The organism is Streptomyces sp. NBC_01235, assembly GCF_035989285.1.
Taxonomy (GTDB): Bacteria; Actinomycetota; Actinomycetes; order Streptomycetales; family Streptomycetaceae; genus Streptomyces.
Genome location: NZ_CP108513.1, coordinates 6,615,065 through 6,632,139, shown reverse-complemented (window position 1 = coordinate 6,632,139; position 17,075 = coordinate 6,615,065). Strand labels below are relative to the sequence as shown.

The following is a 17,075-nucleotide window of genomic DNA, read 5'->3' as shown; positions in this document are numbered from 1 at the left end:
TCAGGACCGGCCGGGTGTGGAGCCCGTGCGCTTCCTTTGCTCCCTCCGCGCACCCGTTCACCCATACGGAGTACACCGAGTCCACGCGTCGCACGCCACGGACTACACCGTGAGCCCCCGCACCAGCAGGTCGATCAGCGCGCACACGAACAGGCTGATGCCGATGAAACCGTTCGTCGAGAAGAACGCCCTGTTCAGGCGGGACAGGTCATGGGGCCGCACGATCGTGTGCTCGTAGACGAACGCGCCCGCGACGATCAGCAGGCCGAGCCAGAAGAACGCGCCGGCGTCGGTGGCGAGGGCGTACCAGACGAACAGGGCCGTCGTGATCGCGTGGCAGACGCGGGCGCCCCGGATCGCCGCCGGGATGCCGAAGCGGGCCGGGACCGACATGACGCCGATCTCGCGGTCGGTCTCGACGTCCTGGCAGGCGTAGATCAGGTCGAAGCCGCCGATCCAGATGCCCACCGCCAGGCCCAGGATCACCGCGTCCCAGGACCACTCGCCGGTGATCGCCAGCCAGCCGCCGATCGGGCCCATCGCCTGGGCCAGACCCAGGATGGCCTGCGGGAAGTTCGTGAACCGTTTGCCGTACGGATACACCACCATCGGGATGACCGCGACGGGGGCGAGGGCGAGGCAGAGCGGGTTGAGCATGGCCGCCGAGCCGAGGAACACGGCGACGGCGATCAGCGCGCCGGTCCAGGCGTGCTTGACCGACATCGCGCCCGTCACCAGTTCGCGATGGGCCGTGCGAGGGTTGCGGGCGTCGATCTCACGGTCGATGATCCGGTTGACCGCCATGGCGAAGGTGCGCAGGCCCACCATGCAGACGGTGACCAGCAGCAGCCTGCCCCAGTGGATGTTGCCGTCCTTCTGGAACATCGCGGTCAGGGTGGCGATGTAGGCGAAGGGGAGCGCGAAGACGGAGTGCTCGATCATCACCAGGCGCAGGAACGCCTTGGTGCGCCCCGGCTGCGGGATCGCGGCTGATGCGGAACTCACAGCCCGTACTCCTTCCAGCGGCGGTCGACCTTCGCCGCCGTCTCCGGGTCGGACAGGACCATCTCCGGCCAGCCGCCGTCCCGTGTGTAGCCCTCCTCGGGCCACTTCTTCGTGGCGTCGATGCCCGCCTTGCCGCCCCAGAACTGCTGGTAGGAGGCGTGGTCGAGGTGGTCGACGGGGCCTTCGACGAGGGACAGGTCGCGGGCGTAGTCCGTGTTGCCGAGCGCCCGCCAGGCGACCTCGTGCAGGTCGTGGACGTCGCAGTCGGAGTCGACGACCACGATCAGCTTGGTCAGGGACATCATGTGGGCGCCCCAGATCGCGTGCATGACCTTCTGCGCGTGCTTGGGGTACTTCTTGTCGATCGAGACGATCGCGCAGTTGTGGAAGCCGCCGGCCTCGGGGAGGTGGTAGTCCACGATGTCCGGGACGATGATCTTCAGGAGCGGGAGGAAGAAGCGCTCCGTGGCGCGGCCCAGGGGGCCGTCCTCCGTCGGCGGGCGGCCGACGACGATCGACTGGAGCAGCGGCCGCTTCCGCATCGTCACGCAGTCGATCTTCAGGGCCGGGAACGGCTCCTGCGGGGTGTAGAAGCCGGTGTGGTCGCCGAAGGGGCCCTCCGGGAGCATCTCGCCCGGCTCCAGCCAGCCCTCGATCACGACCTCCGCCTGCGCCGGCACCTGCAACGGCACCGTCTTGCAGTCGACCATCTCGATCCGCCTGCCCGCGATGAACCCGGCGAAGAGGTACTCGTCGATGTCGCCGGGGAGCGGGGCGGTGGAGGCGTAGGTGACGGCGGGCGGGCAGCCGAAGGCGATCGCCACGGGGAGCTTCTCGCCCTTGCGCGCCGCGACCTGGTAGTGGTTGCGGCTGTCCTTGTGGATCTGCCAGTGCATGCCGATCGTGCGCTTGTCGTGGCGCTGGAGCCGGTACAGGCCGAGGTTGCGGATCCCGGACTCCGGGTCCTTGGTGTGGGTGAGCCCCAGGTTGAAGAAGGAGCCGCCGTCCTGCGGCCAGGTGAAGAGGGCGGGGAGGGCGTCGAGGTCGACCTCGTCGCCGTACAGGACGACCTCCTGGACGGGCGCGTCCCCCGGCTTCACCTTCTTCGGCGGCACGTGCGTCATCGCGCCGAGCTTCCCGAACGCCTCGCGCACGCCGACGAACCCGTGCGGCAGCTCGGGGCGCAGCAGGCCGCCGATCTTCTCGCTGATCGCGCCGTAGGACTTCAGCCCCAGCGCCTTCAGCAGGCGGCGGTCGGTGCCGAACACGTTCATCGCGAGGGGCATGGTGGAGCCCTTCACGTTCTCGAAGAGCAGCGCCGGGCCACCGGACTTCTGGACCCGGTCGACGATCTCCCCGACCTCCAGATACGGATCGACCTCGGCCTTGACGCGCTTGAGGTCGCCTTCGCGTTCCAGTGCCCTGAGCAGGGAACGAAGATCGTCGTAAGCCATGCGACCCAGTATCGCCGAGGGCCCGCTTTGTCCTGACGCCCGCCCCTGCTTTTCTGCCCGGGGTCCGGGGGTCGCCCCCCGGGACGGCACAGCGGCCACCCGCTACCCTGGCCCCGTCACCGGGGCTGTCCCGCGCCCCGCCGTCGTCTTCTGGGAGATCCCGCCGCCATGCTCAGGTATCTGCCGTTCCTGCTGGTCCTGGCGCTGTGGATCTATGCCTTCATCGACTGCCTGAACACCCCCGAGGAGGAGGTGCGGGGGCTGCCGAAGGTGGTGTGGGTCATCATCATCCTGCTCTTCGGCGAGGTGCTCGTCGGGCCGGTCGCCTGGTTGGTGGCCGGCAAGGCGCGCCGCGGGCCCGGGGGTGGCGCCACGCCGTCGGAGTGGCACCGCGGCCACCGCACGGAGTTCGTCGCGCCGGACGACAACCCCGAGTTCCTCAAGTCCCTGAAGGACGAGAACAAGAAGGACGAGAGGCTCCTCAAGGACTGGGAGGCCGACCTGCGCCGCCGCGAGGAGGAGCTGAAGCGCCGCGAGTCCGGCGAGGACCCGCAGCCTCCGCAGAGCTGAGGCCTACGGGTCACCGCTCTCAGCGCGCGTACGAGCCGAGGCCGACCAGGCAGTACACGTACTCGTTGACGGCGGCCCCGTTGATCGTGTAGCGGTACGAGAACGCGTACTGCGTCCGGGAGTCGGCCTCGCACCTGCTCATGTCCGAGGTGAAGGGGATCGTCTCGATCACCTGGTAGTGGGCGTCGGACGCCGAGCAGGAGACCTCCTCTACGCCGCTGACCTCCTGCGCGGTCGTGGAGTCCGGGAGCGTCCCGTTGAGGCAGGTCCCGGACTCGTACGGGTCGGGGGCCTCGCTCTCGGTGGCGTAGGGGTCCCCGGTGGCGTACGGGTCCTCGGTGTCGTCCGCGTAGGGGTCGCCCGTGGCGGGATCGTCCGTGGCGTCGGCGTACGGGTCCTGCGAGTAGGGGTCCTCGGTGTACGAGTCGTCGCTGTACGGGTCGTCGGTGTAGGGCTCGTACGTCGACGAACCGGCAGCGGAGGCGGGCGAGTTGCCGTCGTCGTCACCTGCCCCGTCGGCCAGGACCACCGCGAACACGATCACGGCGACGACGCCGAGCACCCCGAGCCACTGGAGGCCGCGCGAAGGGCCCGCGCCGACGGCGGTGACGCGGACGCGCAGCAGCACCTCCTGGTCGCCGACCGTGGCCCGGACGAGGTCGCCGTCCCGGGCGGGCGGGATACGGACGCGGGTGGCACCGGTCGGCAGGGGGACGGTGACGACGGCACCGGCGGCGGCCTGCTGCGGCGTGAGCGATATGGGAATCTCCGGCAAGGACACGGGCCCAGTGTGGAGGGGCGGGCAGCCCAATCGGAGGCCTTTTCTAGAAAATCACTCTAGAAAGACAAGTGCTCTACGCTGACTGCGACAACAGCGCGATCAAGGACAGGCGTTCGATGAGCACGAAGCAGCGCCCCAAGCAGCAGCGCGGCGAGGCCACCGCCGAGTTGCTCCTGGACGTCGCCCTGCGCGTGTACGCCGCCGAAGGGGAACAGGGCTTCACGGTCAGCGCCGTCACCAAGGCCAGCGGGGTCAGTCTCGGCAGCCTCTACCACCACTTCGGCAGCCTCGACGGCCTGTTGTCCGCGCTGGCGCAGCGCTGGCTGGACCGGCTGCTGGGCGAGCTGGTCACCGCCCTGCGCGGCACCCGCACGGCACGCTCGGGCATCCGCGCGATCGTGCGGACCTATCTGGCGTTCGTCCGCGACCACCGGGACGCGGCGCTGCTCCTGCACTCCTCCCGGGCCGACCAGCAGGGCATGACCCGGGGCAAGGAACTGCGCGACTCCCAGGAGGCCAGGCTGTCGGCCTTCGCCGCATGGACCCAACCCCGCATCGAGGCAGGGGAGTTGGCGCGGCTGCCGCTGCCGCTGATCGAGTCCCTGGTCCTGGGACCGGTCGTCGGGGTCGCGCGGCGGTGGCTGTCCGGCATCGACGACGTGGACCTCGACGAGGCGGCGCGGCTGCTTCCGGACCGGATCTGGCGCTCCCTGTGCCCGTGAGGCCCGGCCGCGAGGGGAGCACGGTGGTCCGATGACCGACCGCGCGGGCGGCGGCCGGCTGCGCTCCGTCGACCTCGCCCGCCTCGCCGGGCTGTCGACGCAGCAGATCCGCAACTACGAGGAGGCGGGCGTCCTGCCTCCGGCCGAGCGCACGGCGTCCGGCTACCGCACCTTCACGGACGTCCACCGGCAGGCGCTGCTGGCCTACCGCGCGCTGGTGAAGGGGTACGGTCCGGTGCCGGCCGCCCGGATCATGCGGACGCTGCACGCCGGTGACGTCCCGGCCGCCCTCGCCCTCGTCGACGCGGCCCACGCCGCGCTGCACGAGGAGCGCACCGCCCTGCGGGCGACGGGCGAGGCCCTGGCGGCGCTGGCGGCGGAATCCGTGCCGCCGCCCCGCTCGGCCGGGCTGCGCATCGGCGAGGTCGCCCGGCTGCTGGGCGTCCGGACGTCGGCGCTGCGGGTGTGGGAGGCGGCCGGGCTGTTCACCCCGCCGCGTGAACGCGGCACCGGTTACCGCGTGTTCGGCCCCGCCGACGTGCGCGACGCCCGGGTGGTCCACTCCCTGCGCCGCGGGCACTACCTCTTCGCGCAGATCCGCCCGGTGCTGGCGGAGCTGCGCCGGGAGGGCGGCAGCGAGGCGGCGCTGCGGGCGGCGCTCGCGGCGCGCGGGGAGTCGCTGACGGCCCGCACCCGCGCGATGCTGGCGGGTGCGGGCCGTCTGCACAGCTACCTGGACTGCCTCGCCGCGGCCGGAGACGACGGCGTCACCACCGGCGAAGCCACGGCCGAGAGCGTCAACGCAGCCGGCGACGACGACGTCAGCCCGAACGGCGACGACGCCGAGAGCGTCAACGCAGCCGGCGACGACGACGTCAGCCCGAACGGTGACGACGAGGACGTCGGCGCAGCCGCAGCTGTCGGCGTCAGCGCAGCCGGGACGACGACAGGATCGACAGCAGGTGGGCCGGGACCATCAGCCAGGTGATCGCGGCGATGGCCGCCAGCGCCCAGCGGGTCGGCTCGACCCCGCCGGTCACCGCGTCCAGGGCCGCGACGGCCAGCAGGACGAGGGAGGCCTCGATGCCGTTGGTGACCCGGTGGATCTTGAAGGCGGCGGCGAGCCGGCGCAGTGAGGCGACGCCCTGCGAGCGGGGCGCGGTGGACTCGTCGTCGGCGACGGCAAGACCCCGGCGGGCGCGGGCCACGTCCACCAGGTCGGTCGAGGCCTTCAGCAGCACGACGCCGAGCGCGGTCGCGAGGCCGAGGGACACCCAGCCGTTGAAGCCCGCCCAGCCGCCGAGCCCGGACTCGGCGGCCCGGAAGCCGAAGCCGATCATCAGCGCCGCGTCGGCCAGGTAGGCGCCGAGCCGGTCGACGTAGATGCCGGTCGCGCTGTTCTGCCCCTTCCAGCGGGCGACCTCGCCGTCCACGCAGTCGAAGAGCAGGAACAACTGCATGAACAGGGCGGCGAGTACGGCCCCCGTCAGCCCCGGGACGAGCAGCGCGGCGCCGGACAGCACCCCGCACACCACCATCGTCCAGGTCAGCTGGTCGGGGGTGACCCGAGTGCGCACCAGCTGGCGGGTGAAGCGGAGCGAGACGCGGCGCATGTAGAGCCGGCCCGCCCAGTGCTCGCCGTTGCGGCTGGCGAGCTTCGCCTGCGGCTGGCAGACCTCCCGCAGCTCCTCCAGAACAGGAGCAGCAACCATGAACTTTCCTTCCGCCCGGGGCTCAACTGCCGCGCCTGCGGCGATGATCGGCACAGGTTACTTGACCCGCACCTGGACATTTTCTGGGGGATTTTGACACGGTTGGGTACACCGACCCGGAATCGAACACGTGGTCGATGACCCTCCTGTGGGACGTGTGGGGCGAGGACGAGGTCAAGCCCGGGGAGCCGCTGCCGCAGTCGTCGCGCGAGTTCCACGACCGTGTCGCCCCGGTCGTCGGCGGCGAGGTGTCCTACGAGACGGCACGGAAGCTGTTCGCCGAGGACGACGTCCTGCGCACCCCGCGGACGGTGACGTGCTACGCCCCCTTCAACGGACCGGGCCTCGTCACCCTGCGCCGGACCACGGCCCGGAACCGTCCCCACGTTGCCCTCGTGTTCCCGGCCCGGGAAAGTGAGAGGCATGGATCAGTCGCAGGCACGAACCTGGCTCGCCACCGCCCTCGGCGAGGCCCGCGCCGGCCTCGCCGAGGGCGGCATTCCGATCGGCGCCGCGCTCTACGGCGCGGACGGCGCCCTGCTGGGCCGTGGCCACAACCGGCGTGTCCAGGACGACGACCCCTCGACGCACGCGGAGACGGCCGCGTTCCGCGCGGCGGGACGACAGCGCACCTATCGCGGCACGACGATGGTGACGACCCTGTCCCCCTGCTGGTACTGCTCCGGGCTGGTCCGCCAGTTCGGCATCTCGCGGGTCGTGATCGGCGAGGCGGTCACCTTCCACGGCGGCCACGACTGGCTGGCGGAACACGGCGTCGAGATCGTGCTCCTGGACGACCCCGGATGCGTCGCGATGATGCGCGACTTCGTCGACACCAACCCGGCGCTGTGGAACGAGGACATCGGTGAGTGAGCCCCAGGCCCCCGGTACCCCCCGGCCGCCCCGCATCCCCACCATCGACCTGCGCCCCTGGCTGGACGGCGGCCCCGAGGCCCGCGCCGCCATCGCCCGCACCGTCGACAACGCCCTCCAGACCGCCGGGTTCCTGCTGGTCACCGGCCATGGAGTGGACCCCGCCCTGCGCGACCGCATCCGGGCAGCCGCGCGGGCTTTCTTCGTCCTCCCCGCCGAGGCCAAGCAGCCGTACGCGGCGAAGGTCGGGGGGCGGGGCTGGCTGGGCCCCGGAGCCGAGGCCAACGGGTACTCCGAGGGGACGGAGACTCCCCCGGACCTGAAGGAGTCCCTGACCTTCGCCACCCACGAGCCCTTCGACGACCCGGTCGTCAACGCGGAGTGGTACGCGCCGAACGTGTGGCCCGCCGAGGTGCCGGAGCTTCGGGCGCTCTGCGAGGAGTACCTGGACCGGATGGCCGAGCTGGAGAAACAGCTGCTCTCCCTGCTGGGCGAGGCTCTCGGTCTCGAACCGGACTTCTTCTCCCGGCACATGGACCACCCCACCTACGGTTTCAACATCAACTGGTACCCGGGCACGGAGGTCGTCGGCGAGCCGCAGCCCGGCCAGTTCCGCATCGGCCCCCACACCGACTTCGGGACGGTCACCGTCCTCGACCGGCAGGCCGGCAAGGGCGGCCTCCAGGTGTGGACGGACGACGGCGGCTGGGAGGACGCGCCCTTCGACCCCGACGCCTTCACCATCAACATCGGTGATCTGCTGGCCCGTTGGACCGGTGACCGATGGCGTTCGGGACGGCACCGCGTCCTGCCCCCGCCCGCCGACGCGCCCGCCGAGGAGCTCATGTCCCTCGTCTACTTCGGCGAGTGCACACCGGGGACGCTCGTGGAGTCCGTACCGGCGCCGGTCGGCCGAGTGGCGCACGACCCCGTCGACTCGCACGCGTACCTGCGGGAGAAGCTGGATTCCATCACAGTCGACTGAGCGCCTGTGCTGCCCTGCCCTGCCTGACCCGCCCTGCCTTGCCCTGCCCTGGCCTGCCCCTAGACGCTCAGCAGCAGCTTGCCCGTGCTGGAGCGTCCGCCCATCAGGCGGTGTGCCTCCGCCGCCTCCGGCAGGGCGAACTCCGCGGTGACCGGCAGCGAGACCGTCCCGTCGGCGACCTTCGCGAAGGCCCGCTCGGCCAGCGTGCGCAGTGCGGCGGGGGCGGTCCGCGCCAGGTTCAGGACGGAGAAGGCCGCGACCGAGAGTCCCGTGGGAGCCAACTCCGGCTGCCCCACGCTCCACGGCTCGGCGGAGCTCGCGTTGCCGAAGGAGACCAGGCGTCCGAAGACCGCGAGGGAGGCAAGGGAGGCGCGCAGGGTCTCGCCGCCGACCGGGTCGAGGGCGAGGTCCACCCCGCGCTCGCCGGTCGCCGCCCGTACCGCCTTCTCGAAGTCGCCGACGAACACCTCGTCGTAGCCGTGCGTGCGGGCGTACTCGGCCTTGGCCGCCGACGACACCACGCCGTACACGGCGCCCGCGCCCGCCGCCTTCGCCAACTGGCCCACCACCGTGCCGACTCCGCCCGCCGCGCTCTGGACCAGGACGGTCTCGCCCCGTTGCAGCCGTCCCACCGCGTGCACCAGCGCGTACGCCGTCGGCAGCACCGTGGGGAGGGTCGCCGCCGTGCGCAGGTCGACGCCGTCGGGCAGCGGGAAGACGGTCGCCACCTCGGCGACGGCCACCTCCGCGTAGCCGCCGCCCGCCGTCAGCGCGGTCACCTCCTGGCCGACGGTCAGCCCGGTCACGCCCGCGCCGAGCGCCCGTACCCGTCCGGAGACCTCCAGGCCGGGCCGGAAGGGCAGCGCCGGCACCCGGTAGCCCTCGCCGCGCGCCTTCAGGTCGGCGAAGTTCACCCCGGCGTGGGCCACGTCGACGCTCACCTGGCCGGGGCCGGGCTCGGGGACGTCCACCTCCACCACCCGCAGGACCTCGGGACCGCCGTACTCCTGGATTTCGATTGCGCGCATGCAGGACTCCCGCTCGACTGTTCAATGAAAAGCGAACACTGGTGAGTGTATGGTTTTCATCGAACAATCGGCAATGCCCGGCAGAAGGAGGACAGCATGGCCACCGCCGGCCATCGGGCCGCCCCCGAGCACACCCACCCCGACGACGTCCCGGTCCTCACCGCGCTGGCCGCCCTCGCCGATCCCGTACGGATCACGCTCGTCCGGGAGCTGGCCGACTCCCCCGAGTGGACGCGGTCCTGCGGCAGCTTCGACGTGCCCGTCGGCAAGGCCGCCCTCAGTCACCACTTCGCCGTACTGCGCGGCGCGGGCCTCGTCGAGCAGCGCGACCAGGGCCCCCGGCGGGTCAACCGGCTGCGGCGGGCGGAGTTCGACGCCCGCTTCCCCGGACTGCTGGCCCTCGCCCTCAGCCGCGACTGACCGCCGGCTCGAACACCGCGTAGCGACCGGCCCGGTCGAAACCTCGAAGACCGTGGGCGACCCTCACCAGGCCGCATGAACGACCGCCACCTCATCGACGAGTCCGCGCTCGCCCGCTACCCGAAACCGGCGGTTCGCGCCGTGATCGATCCGCTTCACGACGCGGAGCCGCCGGCGGTGTGCGGCGCTGTCGAACTCGAAATTCCGCACAATGCCCGTTCCAAGGCGGACGCGGAGCGGATCCGCGATGAGATGCGGGGCTTCGACTGGCTGTCCACGCCCGACGAAGCGTGGGACCGTGCACTGGACGTGCAGACGCGGCTCATCGCCGTCGGCAACTGGAAGGCCCTCTCGGTCTCCGACCTGGTCATCGCGGCGACCGCCGAGGTACCGCCGACTGACCTCCGGCGACCGTTCCCAGGTCCGTCCCGTCCGGAAATTTCGTAACCCAACGGACACCACGCGATCTGGCACATAGCAACTCCCCCTCCTTACCCTTGCGTTGGGATACCGGCCCTGGGGGAGGTGCGCGGTGCACGGACGGTTGTACGGGCGTGGGGCGCTGTTCGATGTCGAGCCCGCCGGTCTCGTACCGCGACTCGTGGGGATCCGTCCGTACGAGCTGCACGCGGAGAGGCTCGAACACCCCGGCGGTCCGCCGCTGTTGGTGCTGGCCGGCGGGCGGGGGCTCGGCAAGAGCGCGGTGCTCGGTGAACTGTGGGACGCGTATACCGAGCACACCCGCCGAGGTGAGGCCCGTCGGCGTACTCCGGTCGCGTTGATCGACTGTGAGGACGAGCAGTTCGCGCGGCCGCCGCACGAGGAGAGTCCCGAGTCCTGGTCGCCGGTGTGGCAGGCGCTGCTGGTGGTCGCCGAGCAGTTGACCGAGCCCGTCAGGGCGGCCGGTCAGCTCACGTTTCCGCGGCTGACGGCGGGGCTGGTGGCGGTCCGGGCGAGCGACTGGAGCGGCCGGACCGACTCGGACCGCATCCGGCGCGAGCTGGTGCGGATCCTGCTGCTGAACGAGCGGGCGACGCGGTTCAGTCTGGCCGGGCGGTGGGCGGCCAAGGTCGCGTCGAAGGTGATCGCGGCGGCCAGCGGCGGGGGCCCGTTCGTCGCGGCGACCGTCGAGGCCACCCTGGAGGCGCTGTCCGAGGGGGTCACGCACCGCAAGGAGCAGAAGCCGGCCACCTGGTACCGCTCGTATCCGAACGCGGGCGGCAACGCCAAGCGCGGGCTCCTGCTGCTCGCCGGGAACTTCCGGGCCGGCGGCACCTCGCGCGAGCACGCCGAGCGGTGGCTGGTGCGGGCGCTGCTCGCCGACCTGGCCGAGGCGTACGCGGGCATCGGGTCGCGGCTCACGCGCCTGGGGCGTCCGCTCGTGCTACTGGACAACGCGCGTAGCGGACCGGGTCCGGGACTGCTGGACGCCGTCCTGCGGGACCGGGCCGACGGCGTCGCCGACCAGGTGGTCTGGGTGGCGACCGTACGTGGCACCAACCATCCCGCGCTGGGGGACGCCGTCCGCCGCGAACTCCCGGACGTCGCCCGGGCCACGGACTGGGAGCCGGGCAGCTCGCCCTCCTCGCGGGCGCTGCTGGTGCCGCTGCCGGCGCTCTCCCCCGACGACACCCTGCACATGGTCGGCGCGGTCTGCGACGACGTCGAGATCCCGCCCCAACTGCCGCACGCCACACACCGGTTGACCGGTGGCAATCCGCTCGGCATCGTCCTGCTCGCGACCGCCGCCCGCCGGCACCCGGACAAGGCCGCCTCGTTGGGGCGGCTGCTCCTCGCGAAGGTGAAGAGGGAGGAGGGGCAGGCCGACGACGGCCGTCCCGCCTACGCCGAGTTGCTCGGCCGGCTGGTCCCCGCCGACCGGCTCGACGAGCTGACGGTCCTCGCGGCCGCGCACGGCCACGACTCGGCGGTCGCCCTCGCGCACGCCCAACTTCCGGACGACTTCGGTTCGTCGGGCGTACGGTCCCTGCGGGCGCGGCTCGCCGAGGAGGGGTTCAAGGCCGAGCAGGGCCACTTCGTCGGCGACCCCTTCATCCGCACCCTGCTGCTGCTCCGGCTGCACCACCGGCACGCCGACCACGCCAAGTGGCGCGAGGTGCACGAGACGCTGATCCAGCACTTCACCCAGGACTCCGACGAGCGTCCGGACCCCGCCCACGCCCGCTACCGGCTCTACCACGAGCTGGCCCTCGGCGACACGGCCGGCGCGGTGGCCTACCTGCGCGACACCTTCGCCACCCTGCGCACCCGCACCTGGCTGGACACCCTGTGCTTCCTGGCGTCCGCGCCCTACTTCCACGCGCACGACGCCGAGGGCCGCGACTCCGACGGCCATGACGACCGCCGGTCCGCGATCGCGCTGGGCCGCACGGACGCCGCCCAGCAGCCTCCGGACGGCGTGAACGCCTCCCTGCATCTGCGGGTACGGCGGCTGCTGCACGCGGTGTGGCAGGTGACCGATCCGCTGGTGCTGCCGGACCCCAAGGTGTGCGGGCGGCTCAAGTTCGAACTGCTGCAACTGTCCGACCTGCGGCCCGCCGGGGGCGCGCTGCTGTTCGCGACCTCCCAGGCCTGGCCCCAGGACGCCCTCGCGGGCCGCCCCCTGCGCACACCGGCCGAGGACGGGGACGAGGACGGGGACGAGGACACGGACGGGGACGGAGACGGGAACGGTCCGGACGACGGGGACGACGGGGACGGGGTGGCGTAATGGCTGACGGGGGCAGAAGTCCGCTGCTGCGGTGGCTGCGAGAGGTCTGGGAGATCCGCCTCTACCGCTATCTGGCGCTGCTGGTCACGGCGGCCCTGGTGACCGGGGTGGTCTTCGCCGTGCGGGCGGTCACCGACGAGAACCGTACGTGCGCGCCGGGGGTGGCCCGTCCGGCCGACAGCGACGAGTGCGTGGGCGTGGCCACGGGCGCGTACGACTTCGGGCATCCGCAGCTGCGGGACGCGGTGAAGGCCATCGACCGGGAGAACGACCGTCTCAAGGCGGGCAGTTACGTCACCGTCGCGCTGATGCTCCCGTACACCGCCACCACGCCCTCCACGCTCAGCGACATCCAGCACGAGGTGCAGGGCGCCTACCTGGCGCAGTGGCAGGCCAACCACACCTCCAACGGGCAGGCCCCGGCGATCCGCCTGGTGCTCGCCAACCCCGGCGCCACCAGCGAACACTGGAAGACGATGGTCGACCAGCTGGAGCGGATGACGAAGAGCTCCGACCGGCTGCGCGCGGTCGCAGGGGTCGGCCAGAGCACCGACAACAACAAGAAGGCCGTGGCGGAGCTGACCGAGCGGGGCATCCCGGTGGTCGGCGCCTCCATCACCGCCGACGACCTCGCCAACGGCCAGCACGGCAAGGACCCCCTCCCCGGACTGGCCCGGGTCGCCCCCACCAACACCGACGAGGCGCGCGCCCTGGCCTCGTTCGCCAAGGTCAACGCGGGCCGGGCGCTGCTGGTGTACGACAAGCCGGGCGACCCGTACACGCGGACGCTGCAGACGTCGTTCACCGCGCTGCTCAAGGGCTCGCCCTACGAGCCGCAGCCGTTCACCCCGCCCGCCGACCGCACCCAGGAGGGGACGACGGCGAACACCTTCCGGCAGATCACCCACCTGGTGTGCGACACCTCGGCGGAGACCGACACGATCCTGTTCGCCGGCCGCCACACCCAGTTGCGCCAGTTCATCAACGCGCTCGGCACCCGCGGCTGCCAGAACCGCAGGTTCACGGTACTGACGGGCGACGAGGGCTCCTACCTGTCCGGCGACAAGAAGCTGGACCGCACGGCCCTCACCCACAACCTCTCCGTCCGCTACACCGCCCTCGCCCACCCGGACGCCTGGACGAAGTCCCCCGCGGGGCCGGGCGGCTCGGCGGCGGACGCGAAGGTCCTCACCGACCTCCTCGCCCGCGCCGTCCGCGAGCCGGTCGGCCCGATCGGGCCGGTCGCCCTGGACGACGGCCAGGTGATCATCGCCTACGACGCGCTGACGCTGGCCGTCCACGGCATCCGCGAGGCCACCCCCGACGGCGGGACCGTCCCGCCCCTCGCCGACGTCGGCCTGCAGTGGCCGCAGGTCAAGGGCTCGCTGCGGGTGAACGGGGCGAGCGGCTGGATCTGCCTGGACGTGCACGGCAACCCGTACGACAAGGCCGTACCGATCGTGGAACTCCACGCCGACGGCGGCTCCCGCTTCGTCCGGATCGCCTGGCCGGAGGGGAAGCCGCCGACGGGTGAGTGCCTGCCGCCGTCCTAGGCCCGACCCTCCAGGGTTTCGATCAGACGTTCGAATCGAGCCCTCCAGGTCGGCTCACTGTCACCCTCGCCCCGGAACTCGTGGGTGAAGCGCAGGACCGTCCCCTCGTCCCCGTCCCGCTCCAGGTGGAACCGGATCCGGGCGCCGTCCGCCACCGTGTACTCGGCGACCCGGTCCACGTCCCACGCGGTGACCTGCCCCGCACCCAGACCCCGCAGGGCGACCGTGCCGCCGAGCCGGGGTTCGAGGACGTCGACGGCCGTCCACCAGCCGCCGAGCCCCTCCGGGGTGGCCAGCGCCGGCCAGACCGCCCCCATGGCCCCCGGGAGCCGCACCAGGAAGTGCAGGATGTGCGTGTTCCCGTGGGTCTGGCTGGTGCCCTGTTCGACGGAACCGCTCATGACACCAGCCTGACTCCGGACGGAGGGTTCCGCACGCGTTACGGGCGCTGGCCGGCCTTGTCGACGACGGCGCGGCGCACGGTCGCGGAGTCGCTGAACACGGTCCCCTTCTTCAGGCCGCCGAAGTCCCGGGTGAGGGTCTTGCGCTGCCCGAGCAGCTGGTGCGTCTTCTTGTCGAAGATCCACTCCATCCGGAACGGCTCCTTCCCGTCCTCGCGTGCCACCCCGACCCCGTGCCGTCCGAGCGCGTCGACCGCGTCCTCGACCACCGTCACCCCGGGGATACGGGCGACGGCCCGGAACAGCGCGGCGGCCTGCGCGGACGGCATGATCCCGTCCTCCATCATCTGGCCCGCCGACAGCAGCATCGCCTGGTTCCTCTCAATGACACCGCCCTTCGTGCCGCCCATCACTATGTAGAGCGTGTGCCGAGAGCTCTCGCGCAGCCAGTCGTACATCGCCTTCGGGTCCGCGGGCAGGGACTTCAGGTGGTTGTAGCCGGCGTAGGGGATGGGGTAGCCGTCACCCTTCGTGAAGCCGGGCATGCGCACGTCCTTGGGGTCGGTCTCGTCCCGCACCAAGCCATCACTGCTGCCGTCCACGGACAGCCACGCCTCCCGGCGATACAGGGGCACGACGATCCGCTTCCCGTCCTTGACCCTCACCAAGGACACCCGGCTCTCGACGTACGTGAACTGGTCGTCGCGGACCTTGTCGTACCCCGTCGTCTTCCCAGCGGCCAGCGCCGCGTCCTCCAGGACGGCCGCCGCCGTCGTCACGCGCGGTCCGGTCTCGCCGGAGGACGGCAGCACGGTGAACGTGACGGCTGCGACGGTCGCCACGGCCGCTGCCGTGAGCGCGGGCCGCAGCCACGGGTTCCGCTTGCGGACAGGGGCCTGTTCTTCTTGCCGGATCTCGGTCATCAGATGCTCCTTGAGGAGTTGGTGACGGCCCGGCGGGAGGTCTTTCTCAGGCAGTTCTGGAAGCTGGTTCATCGGTTTCCCTCCCTCAGGGGGCCGACCGCGGTGATGCGGTCACCTCTCATCTGTCCGTAGATTTGCGGGAGTTCCGTATATTTCGCGAGTTTCGTCCGCGCCCTCGACAACCGCGACCGCACCGTCCCGACCGGCACCCCCAGCGCCTCGGCCGCCGCCGCGTAGTCCAGCCCGCCCCACACGCACAGTGCCAGCACCTCCCGCTCGGCCCGCCGCAGCTTCGCGAAGGCGCCGCGCACGAGGGCGAGTTGCGCCGCGTCGTCGATGCGGCCCGCGACCTCGTCGGCGAAGTCGTCCAGCGGCTCGCCGCGCGGGATCCTGGCGACGGCCGCCGCGTGCCTTCGGGCCGCGCGACGGGTGTTGCGCGTGACGTTGGTGGCGATGCCCAGCAGCCACGGGCGCAGCGAACCGCCGTCCTCGTCGAGCTTCTCGCGCAGCCGCCAGGCGTCCAGGAAGGTCAGCGAGACGACGTCCTCGGCGACCGTCCACTCCCCCGCGAGCCGGTAGGCGTGGTTGTAGACGGAGCGCGCGTAGGCGTCGAAGAGCTCGCCGAAGGCGTCGTGGTCCCCCGCGCGGATGCGTTTCCTCAGCGTTCTCGTCGTGCTCGGAGTCGTATCCACGTCCCCTTACCTGTCCGCACGACGAAGGCCGGTTCCCGTGACCCAGGTCACAGAAACCGGCCTTCTCGGTACGAGAGTTACACGCCCGCGTACGAGTGCTTGCCGGTGACGAAGATGTTGACGCCGTAGTAGTTGAACAGCCAGCAGCCGAAGGCGAGCAGCGCCAGGTAGGCGGCCTTGCGGCCCTTCCAGCCGGCCGTGGCGCGGGCGTGCAGGTAGCAGGCGTAGGCGACCCAGGTGATGAACGACCAGGTCTCCTTGGGGTCCCAGCCCCAGTAACGGCCCCACGCGTCGCCCGCCCAGATCGCGCCCGCGATGATCGTGAACGTCCACAGCGGGAAGACGGCCGCGTTGACGCGGTAGGCGAACTTGTCGAGGGACGCGGAGGCGGGGAGCCGGTCGAGCACCGAGTTCGCGAAGCGACCCGGCTTGCCGCCGGTCGCGAGCTTGTTCTCGTAGGCGTCCTTGAAGAGGTACAGGATCGTGGCGACCGCGCCGACGTAGAACACCGCGCCGCAGAAGATCGCGGTGGAGACGTGGATGTACAGCCAGTACGAGTGCAGCGCCGGGACCAGCTGGTCGCTCGCCGTGTACAGGACGGTGACCGCGAGACCCAGGTCCAGCAGGACCGTGGTGATCAGGAACAGGCCGAGCCAGCGCACCTCCTTCTTCAGCGCCAGCAGCGCGAGGTACACGCCGACGGCCACCGTGGAGAAGGTGATGTTGAACTCGTACATGTTGCCCCACGGCGCCCGCTCCACCGAGGCCGCGCGGGCGACCACACCCGCCAGCTCGACCAGGAACGCGAGCACGGTGAGGGAGATGGCGATCCGGCCGTACATGTCGCCCTGCTCGTCACCGCCGTGCGCGCCGGGCCCGTCGGGCACGTCCCGCGCACCGGACGCGGAGCGTACGACGACCTGCGGGCGCTCCAGGACGGCCGTACCGCCGTTCTTCTTGACGGTGACGGCCGGGCCCTTGGCCGTGGCCTTCGCCTCGGCGGTGAGCGCGGCGGCGGTACGGCCGACCTTGCTGCGGCTGCCGAGGAGCCACTCCGCGATGTACGCGAAGAAGGCCAGGGTGTAGACGGCCATCGCGGAGTAGATCAGCGTGTTGCTGATGTTCGCGAGGTTCTCGTTGGTGGCGGCGGCCAGATCGGTTGCGGCGGCGAGAGTCACCTCAACACTCCTTCGGGTGAATGTCCCGGCGACTTTGTGTCGGGCGG

17 protein-coding genes and 1 pseudogene are annotated in these 17,075 nt (G+C 71.5%); 9 read left to right on the top strand and 9 right to left on the bottom strand.

Features of this window, described 5'->3' with window-relative positions; all coding sequences use genetic code 11:
- Window positions 1–102: 102 nt before the first annotated feature.
- Together mqnP and OG289_RS29735 are read right to left on the bottom strand one after the other, a co-directional pair.
- A complete protein-coding gene (gene mqnP / locus OG289_RS29740; RefSeq protein ID WP_327317120.1) occupies window positions 103–1,005 on the bottom strand; it encodes a menaquinone biosynthesis prenyltransferase MqnP in 903 nt (300 codons plus the stop codon).
- Window positions 1,002–2,459, bottom strand: coding sequence for a menaquinone biosynthesis decarboxylase (locus tag OG289_RS29735; RefSeq protein WP_327317119.1), 1,458 nt, complete (start codon window positions 2,457–2,459; stop codon window positions 1,002–1,004). Before OG289_RS29735 ends, mqnP begins: the two co-directional genes overlap by 4 nt.
- Window positions 2,460–2,627: 168 nt before the next feature.
- Here OG289_RS29735 and OG289_RS29730 point away from each other — a divergent pair, with 168 nt between their 5' ends.
- Window positions 2,628–3,029, top strand: a complete 402-nt coding sequence (locus tag OG289_RS29730) for a PLD nuclease N-terminal domain-containing protein (protein ID WP_327317118.1) — start codon at window positions 2,628–2,630, stop codon at window positions 3,027–3,029.
- Between the two features lie 19 nt (window positions 3,030–3,048).
- Here the strand turns inward: OG289_RS29730 and OG289_RS29725 are convergent, their stop codons facing one another.
- Window positions 3,049–3,810: an LppU/SCO3897 family protein gene (locus OG289_RS29725; RefSeq protein WP_327317117.1), complete on the bottom strand. Its 762-nt coding sequence runs from the start codon at window positions 3,808–3,810 to the stop codon at window positions 3,049–3,051.
- A gap of 116 nt (window positions 3,811–3,926) precedes the next feature.
- On the opposite strand from OG289_RS29725, the gene OG289_RS29720 reads away from it, so the two are divergent.
- The gene (locus OG289_RS29720; protein ID WP_327317116.1) at window positions 3,927–4,532 is read left to right on the top strand and encodes a TetR/AcrR family transcriptional regulator; all 606 of its coding nucleotides are present in this window, start codon (window positions 3,927–3,929) and stop codon (window positions 4,530–4,532) included.
- A 31-nt stretch (window positions 4,533–4,563) separates the two neighbouring features.
- Window positions 4,564–5,289, top strand: a pseudogene (locus tag OG289_RS29715) (MerR family transcriptional regulator); the annotation flags it as partial.
- A 169-nt stretch (window positions 5,290–5,458) separates the two neighbouring features.
- Here OG289_RS29715 and OG289_RS29710 read toward each other — a convergent pair.
- Entirely contained in the window at window positions 5,459–6,244 is a 786-nt protein-coding gene (locus OG289_RS29710; RefSeq protein ID WP_327317115.1) for a CDP-alcohol phosphatidyltransferase family protein, read from the bottom strand.
- A 423-nt stretch (window positions 6,245–6,667) separates the two neighbouring features.
- Between OG289_RS29710 and OG289_RS29705 the strand changes: the two genes are divergently transcribed.
- Window positions 6,668–7,117, top strand: a complete 450-nt coding sequence (locus OG289_RS29705) for a nucleoside deaminase (protein ID WP_327317114.1) — start codon at window positions 6,668–6,670, stop codon at window positions 7,115–7,117.
- On the top strand, window positions 7,110–8,102 hold the full coding sequence (locus tag OG289_RS29700; RefSeq protein ID WP_327317113.1) for an isopenicillin N synthase family dioxygenase: 993 nt from the start codon (window positions 7,110–7,112) through the stop codon (window positions 8,100–8,102). Before OG289_RS29705 ends, OG289_RS29700 begins: the two co-directional genes overlap by 8 nt.
- 59 nt (window positions 8,103–8,161) lie before the next feature.
- Here the strand turns inward: OG289_RS29700 and OG289_RS29695 are convergent, their stop codons facing one another.
- Window positions 8,162–9,130 carry a quinone oxidoreductase family protein gene (locus OG289_RS29695; protein ID WP_327317112.1) on the bottom strand — a complete coding sequence of 323 codons (969 nt, stop codon included), beginning with the start codon at window positions 9,128–9,130 and terminating at the stop codon, window positions 8,162–8,164.
- Between the two features lie 96 nt (window positions 9,131–9,226).
- Here OG289_RS29695 and OG289_RS29690 point away from each other — a divergent pair, with 96 nt between their 5' ends.
- The 4 genes from OG289_RS29690 (at window position 9,227) to OG289_RS29675 (ending at window position 13,834) form a co-directional block, all read left to right on the top strand.
- Window positions 9,227–9,550: an ArsR/SmtB family transcription factor gene (locus tag OG289_RS29690; protein WP_327317111.1), complete on the top strand. Its 324-nt coding sequence runs from the start codon at window positions 9,227–9,229 to the stop codon at window positions 9,548–9,550.
- 75 nt (window positions 9,551–9,625) lie between these two features.
- Window positions 9,626–9,997, top strand: a complete 372-nt coding sequence (locus OG289_RS29685; RefSeq protein ID WP_327317110.1) for a VapC toxin family PIN domain ribonuclease — start codon at window positions 9,626–9,628, stop codon at window positions 9,995–9,997.
- 85 nt (window positions 9,998–10,082) lie between these two features.
- Window positions 10,083–12,281, top strand: a complete 2,199-nt coding sequence (locus OG289_RS29680; RefSeq protein ID WP_327317109.1) for a hypothetical protein — start codon at window positions 10,083–10,085, stop codon at window positions 12,279–12,281.
- Complete coding sequence (locus OG289_RS29675) at window positions 12,281–13,834, top strand: ABC transporter substrate-binding protein (RefSeq protein WP_327317108.1); 1,554 nt, start codon at window positions 12,281–12,283, stop codon at window positions 13,832–13,834. Before OG289_RS29680 ends, OG289_RS29675 begins: the two co-directional genes overlap by 1 nt.
- Here the strand turns inward: OG289_RS29675 and OG289_RS29670 are convergent.
- From OG289_RS29670 to ccsB, 4 genes are all read right to left on the bottom strand, one after another.
- The gene (locus tag OG289_RS29670) at window positions 13,831–14,235 is read right to left on the bottom strand and encodes a hypothetical protein (RefSeq protein WP_327317107.1); all 405 of its coding nucleotides are present in this window, start codon (window positions 14,233–14,235) and stop codon (window positions 13,831–13,833) included. The two genes, OG289_RS29675 and OG289_RS29670, sit on opposite strands and share 4 nt — an antisense overlap.
- A 38-nt stretch (window positions 14,236–14,273) precedes the next feature.
- Window positions 14,274–15,230, bottom strand: coding sequence for a CU044_5270 family protein (locus OG289_RS29665; RefSeq protein WP_327317106.1), 957 nt, complete (start codon window positions 15,228–15,230; stop codon window positions 14,274–14,276).
- The gene (locus OG289_RS29660) at window positions 15,227–15,820 is read right to left on the bottom strand and encodes an RNA polymerase sigma factor (RefSeq protein ID WP_327320840.1); all 594 of its coding nucleotides are present in this window, start codon (window positions 15,818–15,820) and stop codon (window positions 15,227–15,229) included. Before OG289_RS29660 ends, OG289_RS29665 begins: the two co-directional genes overlap by 4 nt.
- A 107-nt stretch (window positions 15,821–15,927) precedes the next feature.
- Complete coding sequence (gene ccsB / locus OG289_RS29655) at window positions 15,928–17,028, bottom strand: c-type cytochrome biogenesis protein CcsB (RefSeq protein ID WP_327317105.1); 1,101 nt, start codon at window positions 17,026–17,028, stop codon at window positions 15,928–15,930.
- Window positions 17,029–17,075: the final 47 nt, after the last annotated feature.

What these genes read in the sequence shown, in the direction of transcription:
- OG289_RS29735 (WP_327317119.1), bottom strand. Translation starts at nt 2,459, where the DNA reads ATGGCTTACGACGATCTTCGTTCCCTGCTCAGGGCACTGGAACGCGAA.
- OG289_RS29685 (WP_327317110.1), top strand. Translation starts at nt 9,626, where the DNA reads ATGAACGACCGCCACCTCATCGACGAGTCCGCGCTCGCCCGCTACCCG.
- OG289_RS29675 (WP_327317108.1), top strand. Translation starts at nt 12,281, where the DNA reads ATGGCTGACGGGGGCAGAAGTCCGCTGCTGCGGTGGCTGCGAGAGGTC.
- OG289_RS29690 (WP_327317111.1), top strand. Translation starts at nt 9,227, where the DNA reads ATGGCCACCGCCGGCCATCGGGCCGCCCCCGAGCACACCCACCCCGAC.
- OG289_RS29710 (WP_327317115.1), bottom strand. Translation starts at nt 6,244, where the DNA reads ATGGTTGCTGCTCCTGTTCTGGAGGAGCTGCGGGAGGTCTGCCAGCCG.
- OG289_RS29670 (WP_327317107.1), bottom strand. Translation starts at nt 14,235, where the DNA reads ATGAGCGGTTCCGTCGAACAGGGCACCAGCCAGACCCACGGGAACACG.
- OG289_RS29705 (WP_327317114.1), top strand. Translation starts at nt 6,668, where the DNA reads ATGGATCAGTCGCAGGCACGAACCTGGCTCGCCACCGCCCTCGGCGAG.
- OG289_RS29695 (WP_327317112.1), bottom strand. Translation starts at nt 9,130, where the DNA reads ATGCGCGCAATCGAAATCCAGGAGTACGGCGGTCCCGAGGTCCTGCGG.
- OG289_RS29730 (WP_327317118.1), top strand. Translation starts at nt 2,628, where the DNA reads ATGCTCAGGTATCTGCCGTTCCTGCTGGTCCTGGCGCTGTGGATCTAT.
- OG289_RS29665 (WP_327317106.1), bottom strand. Translation starts at nt 15,230, where the DNA reads ATGAACCAGCTTCCAGAACTGCCTGAGAAAGACCTCCCGCCGGGCCGT.
- OG289_RS29720 (WP_327317116.1), top strand. Translation starts at nt 3,927, where the DNA reads ATGAGCACGAAGCAGCGCCCCAAGCAGCAGCGCGGCGAGGCCACCGCC.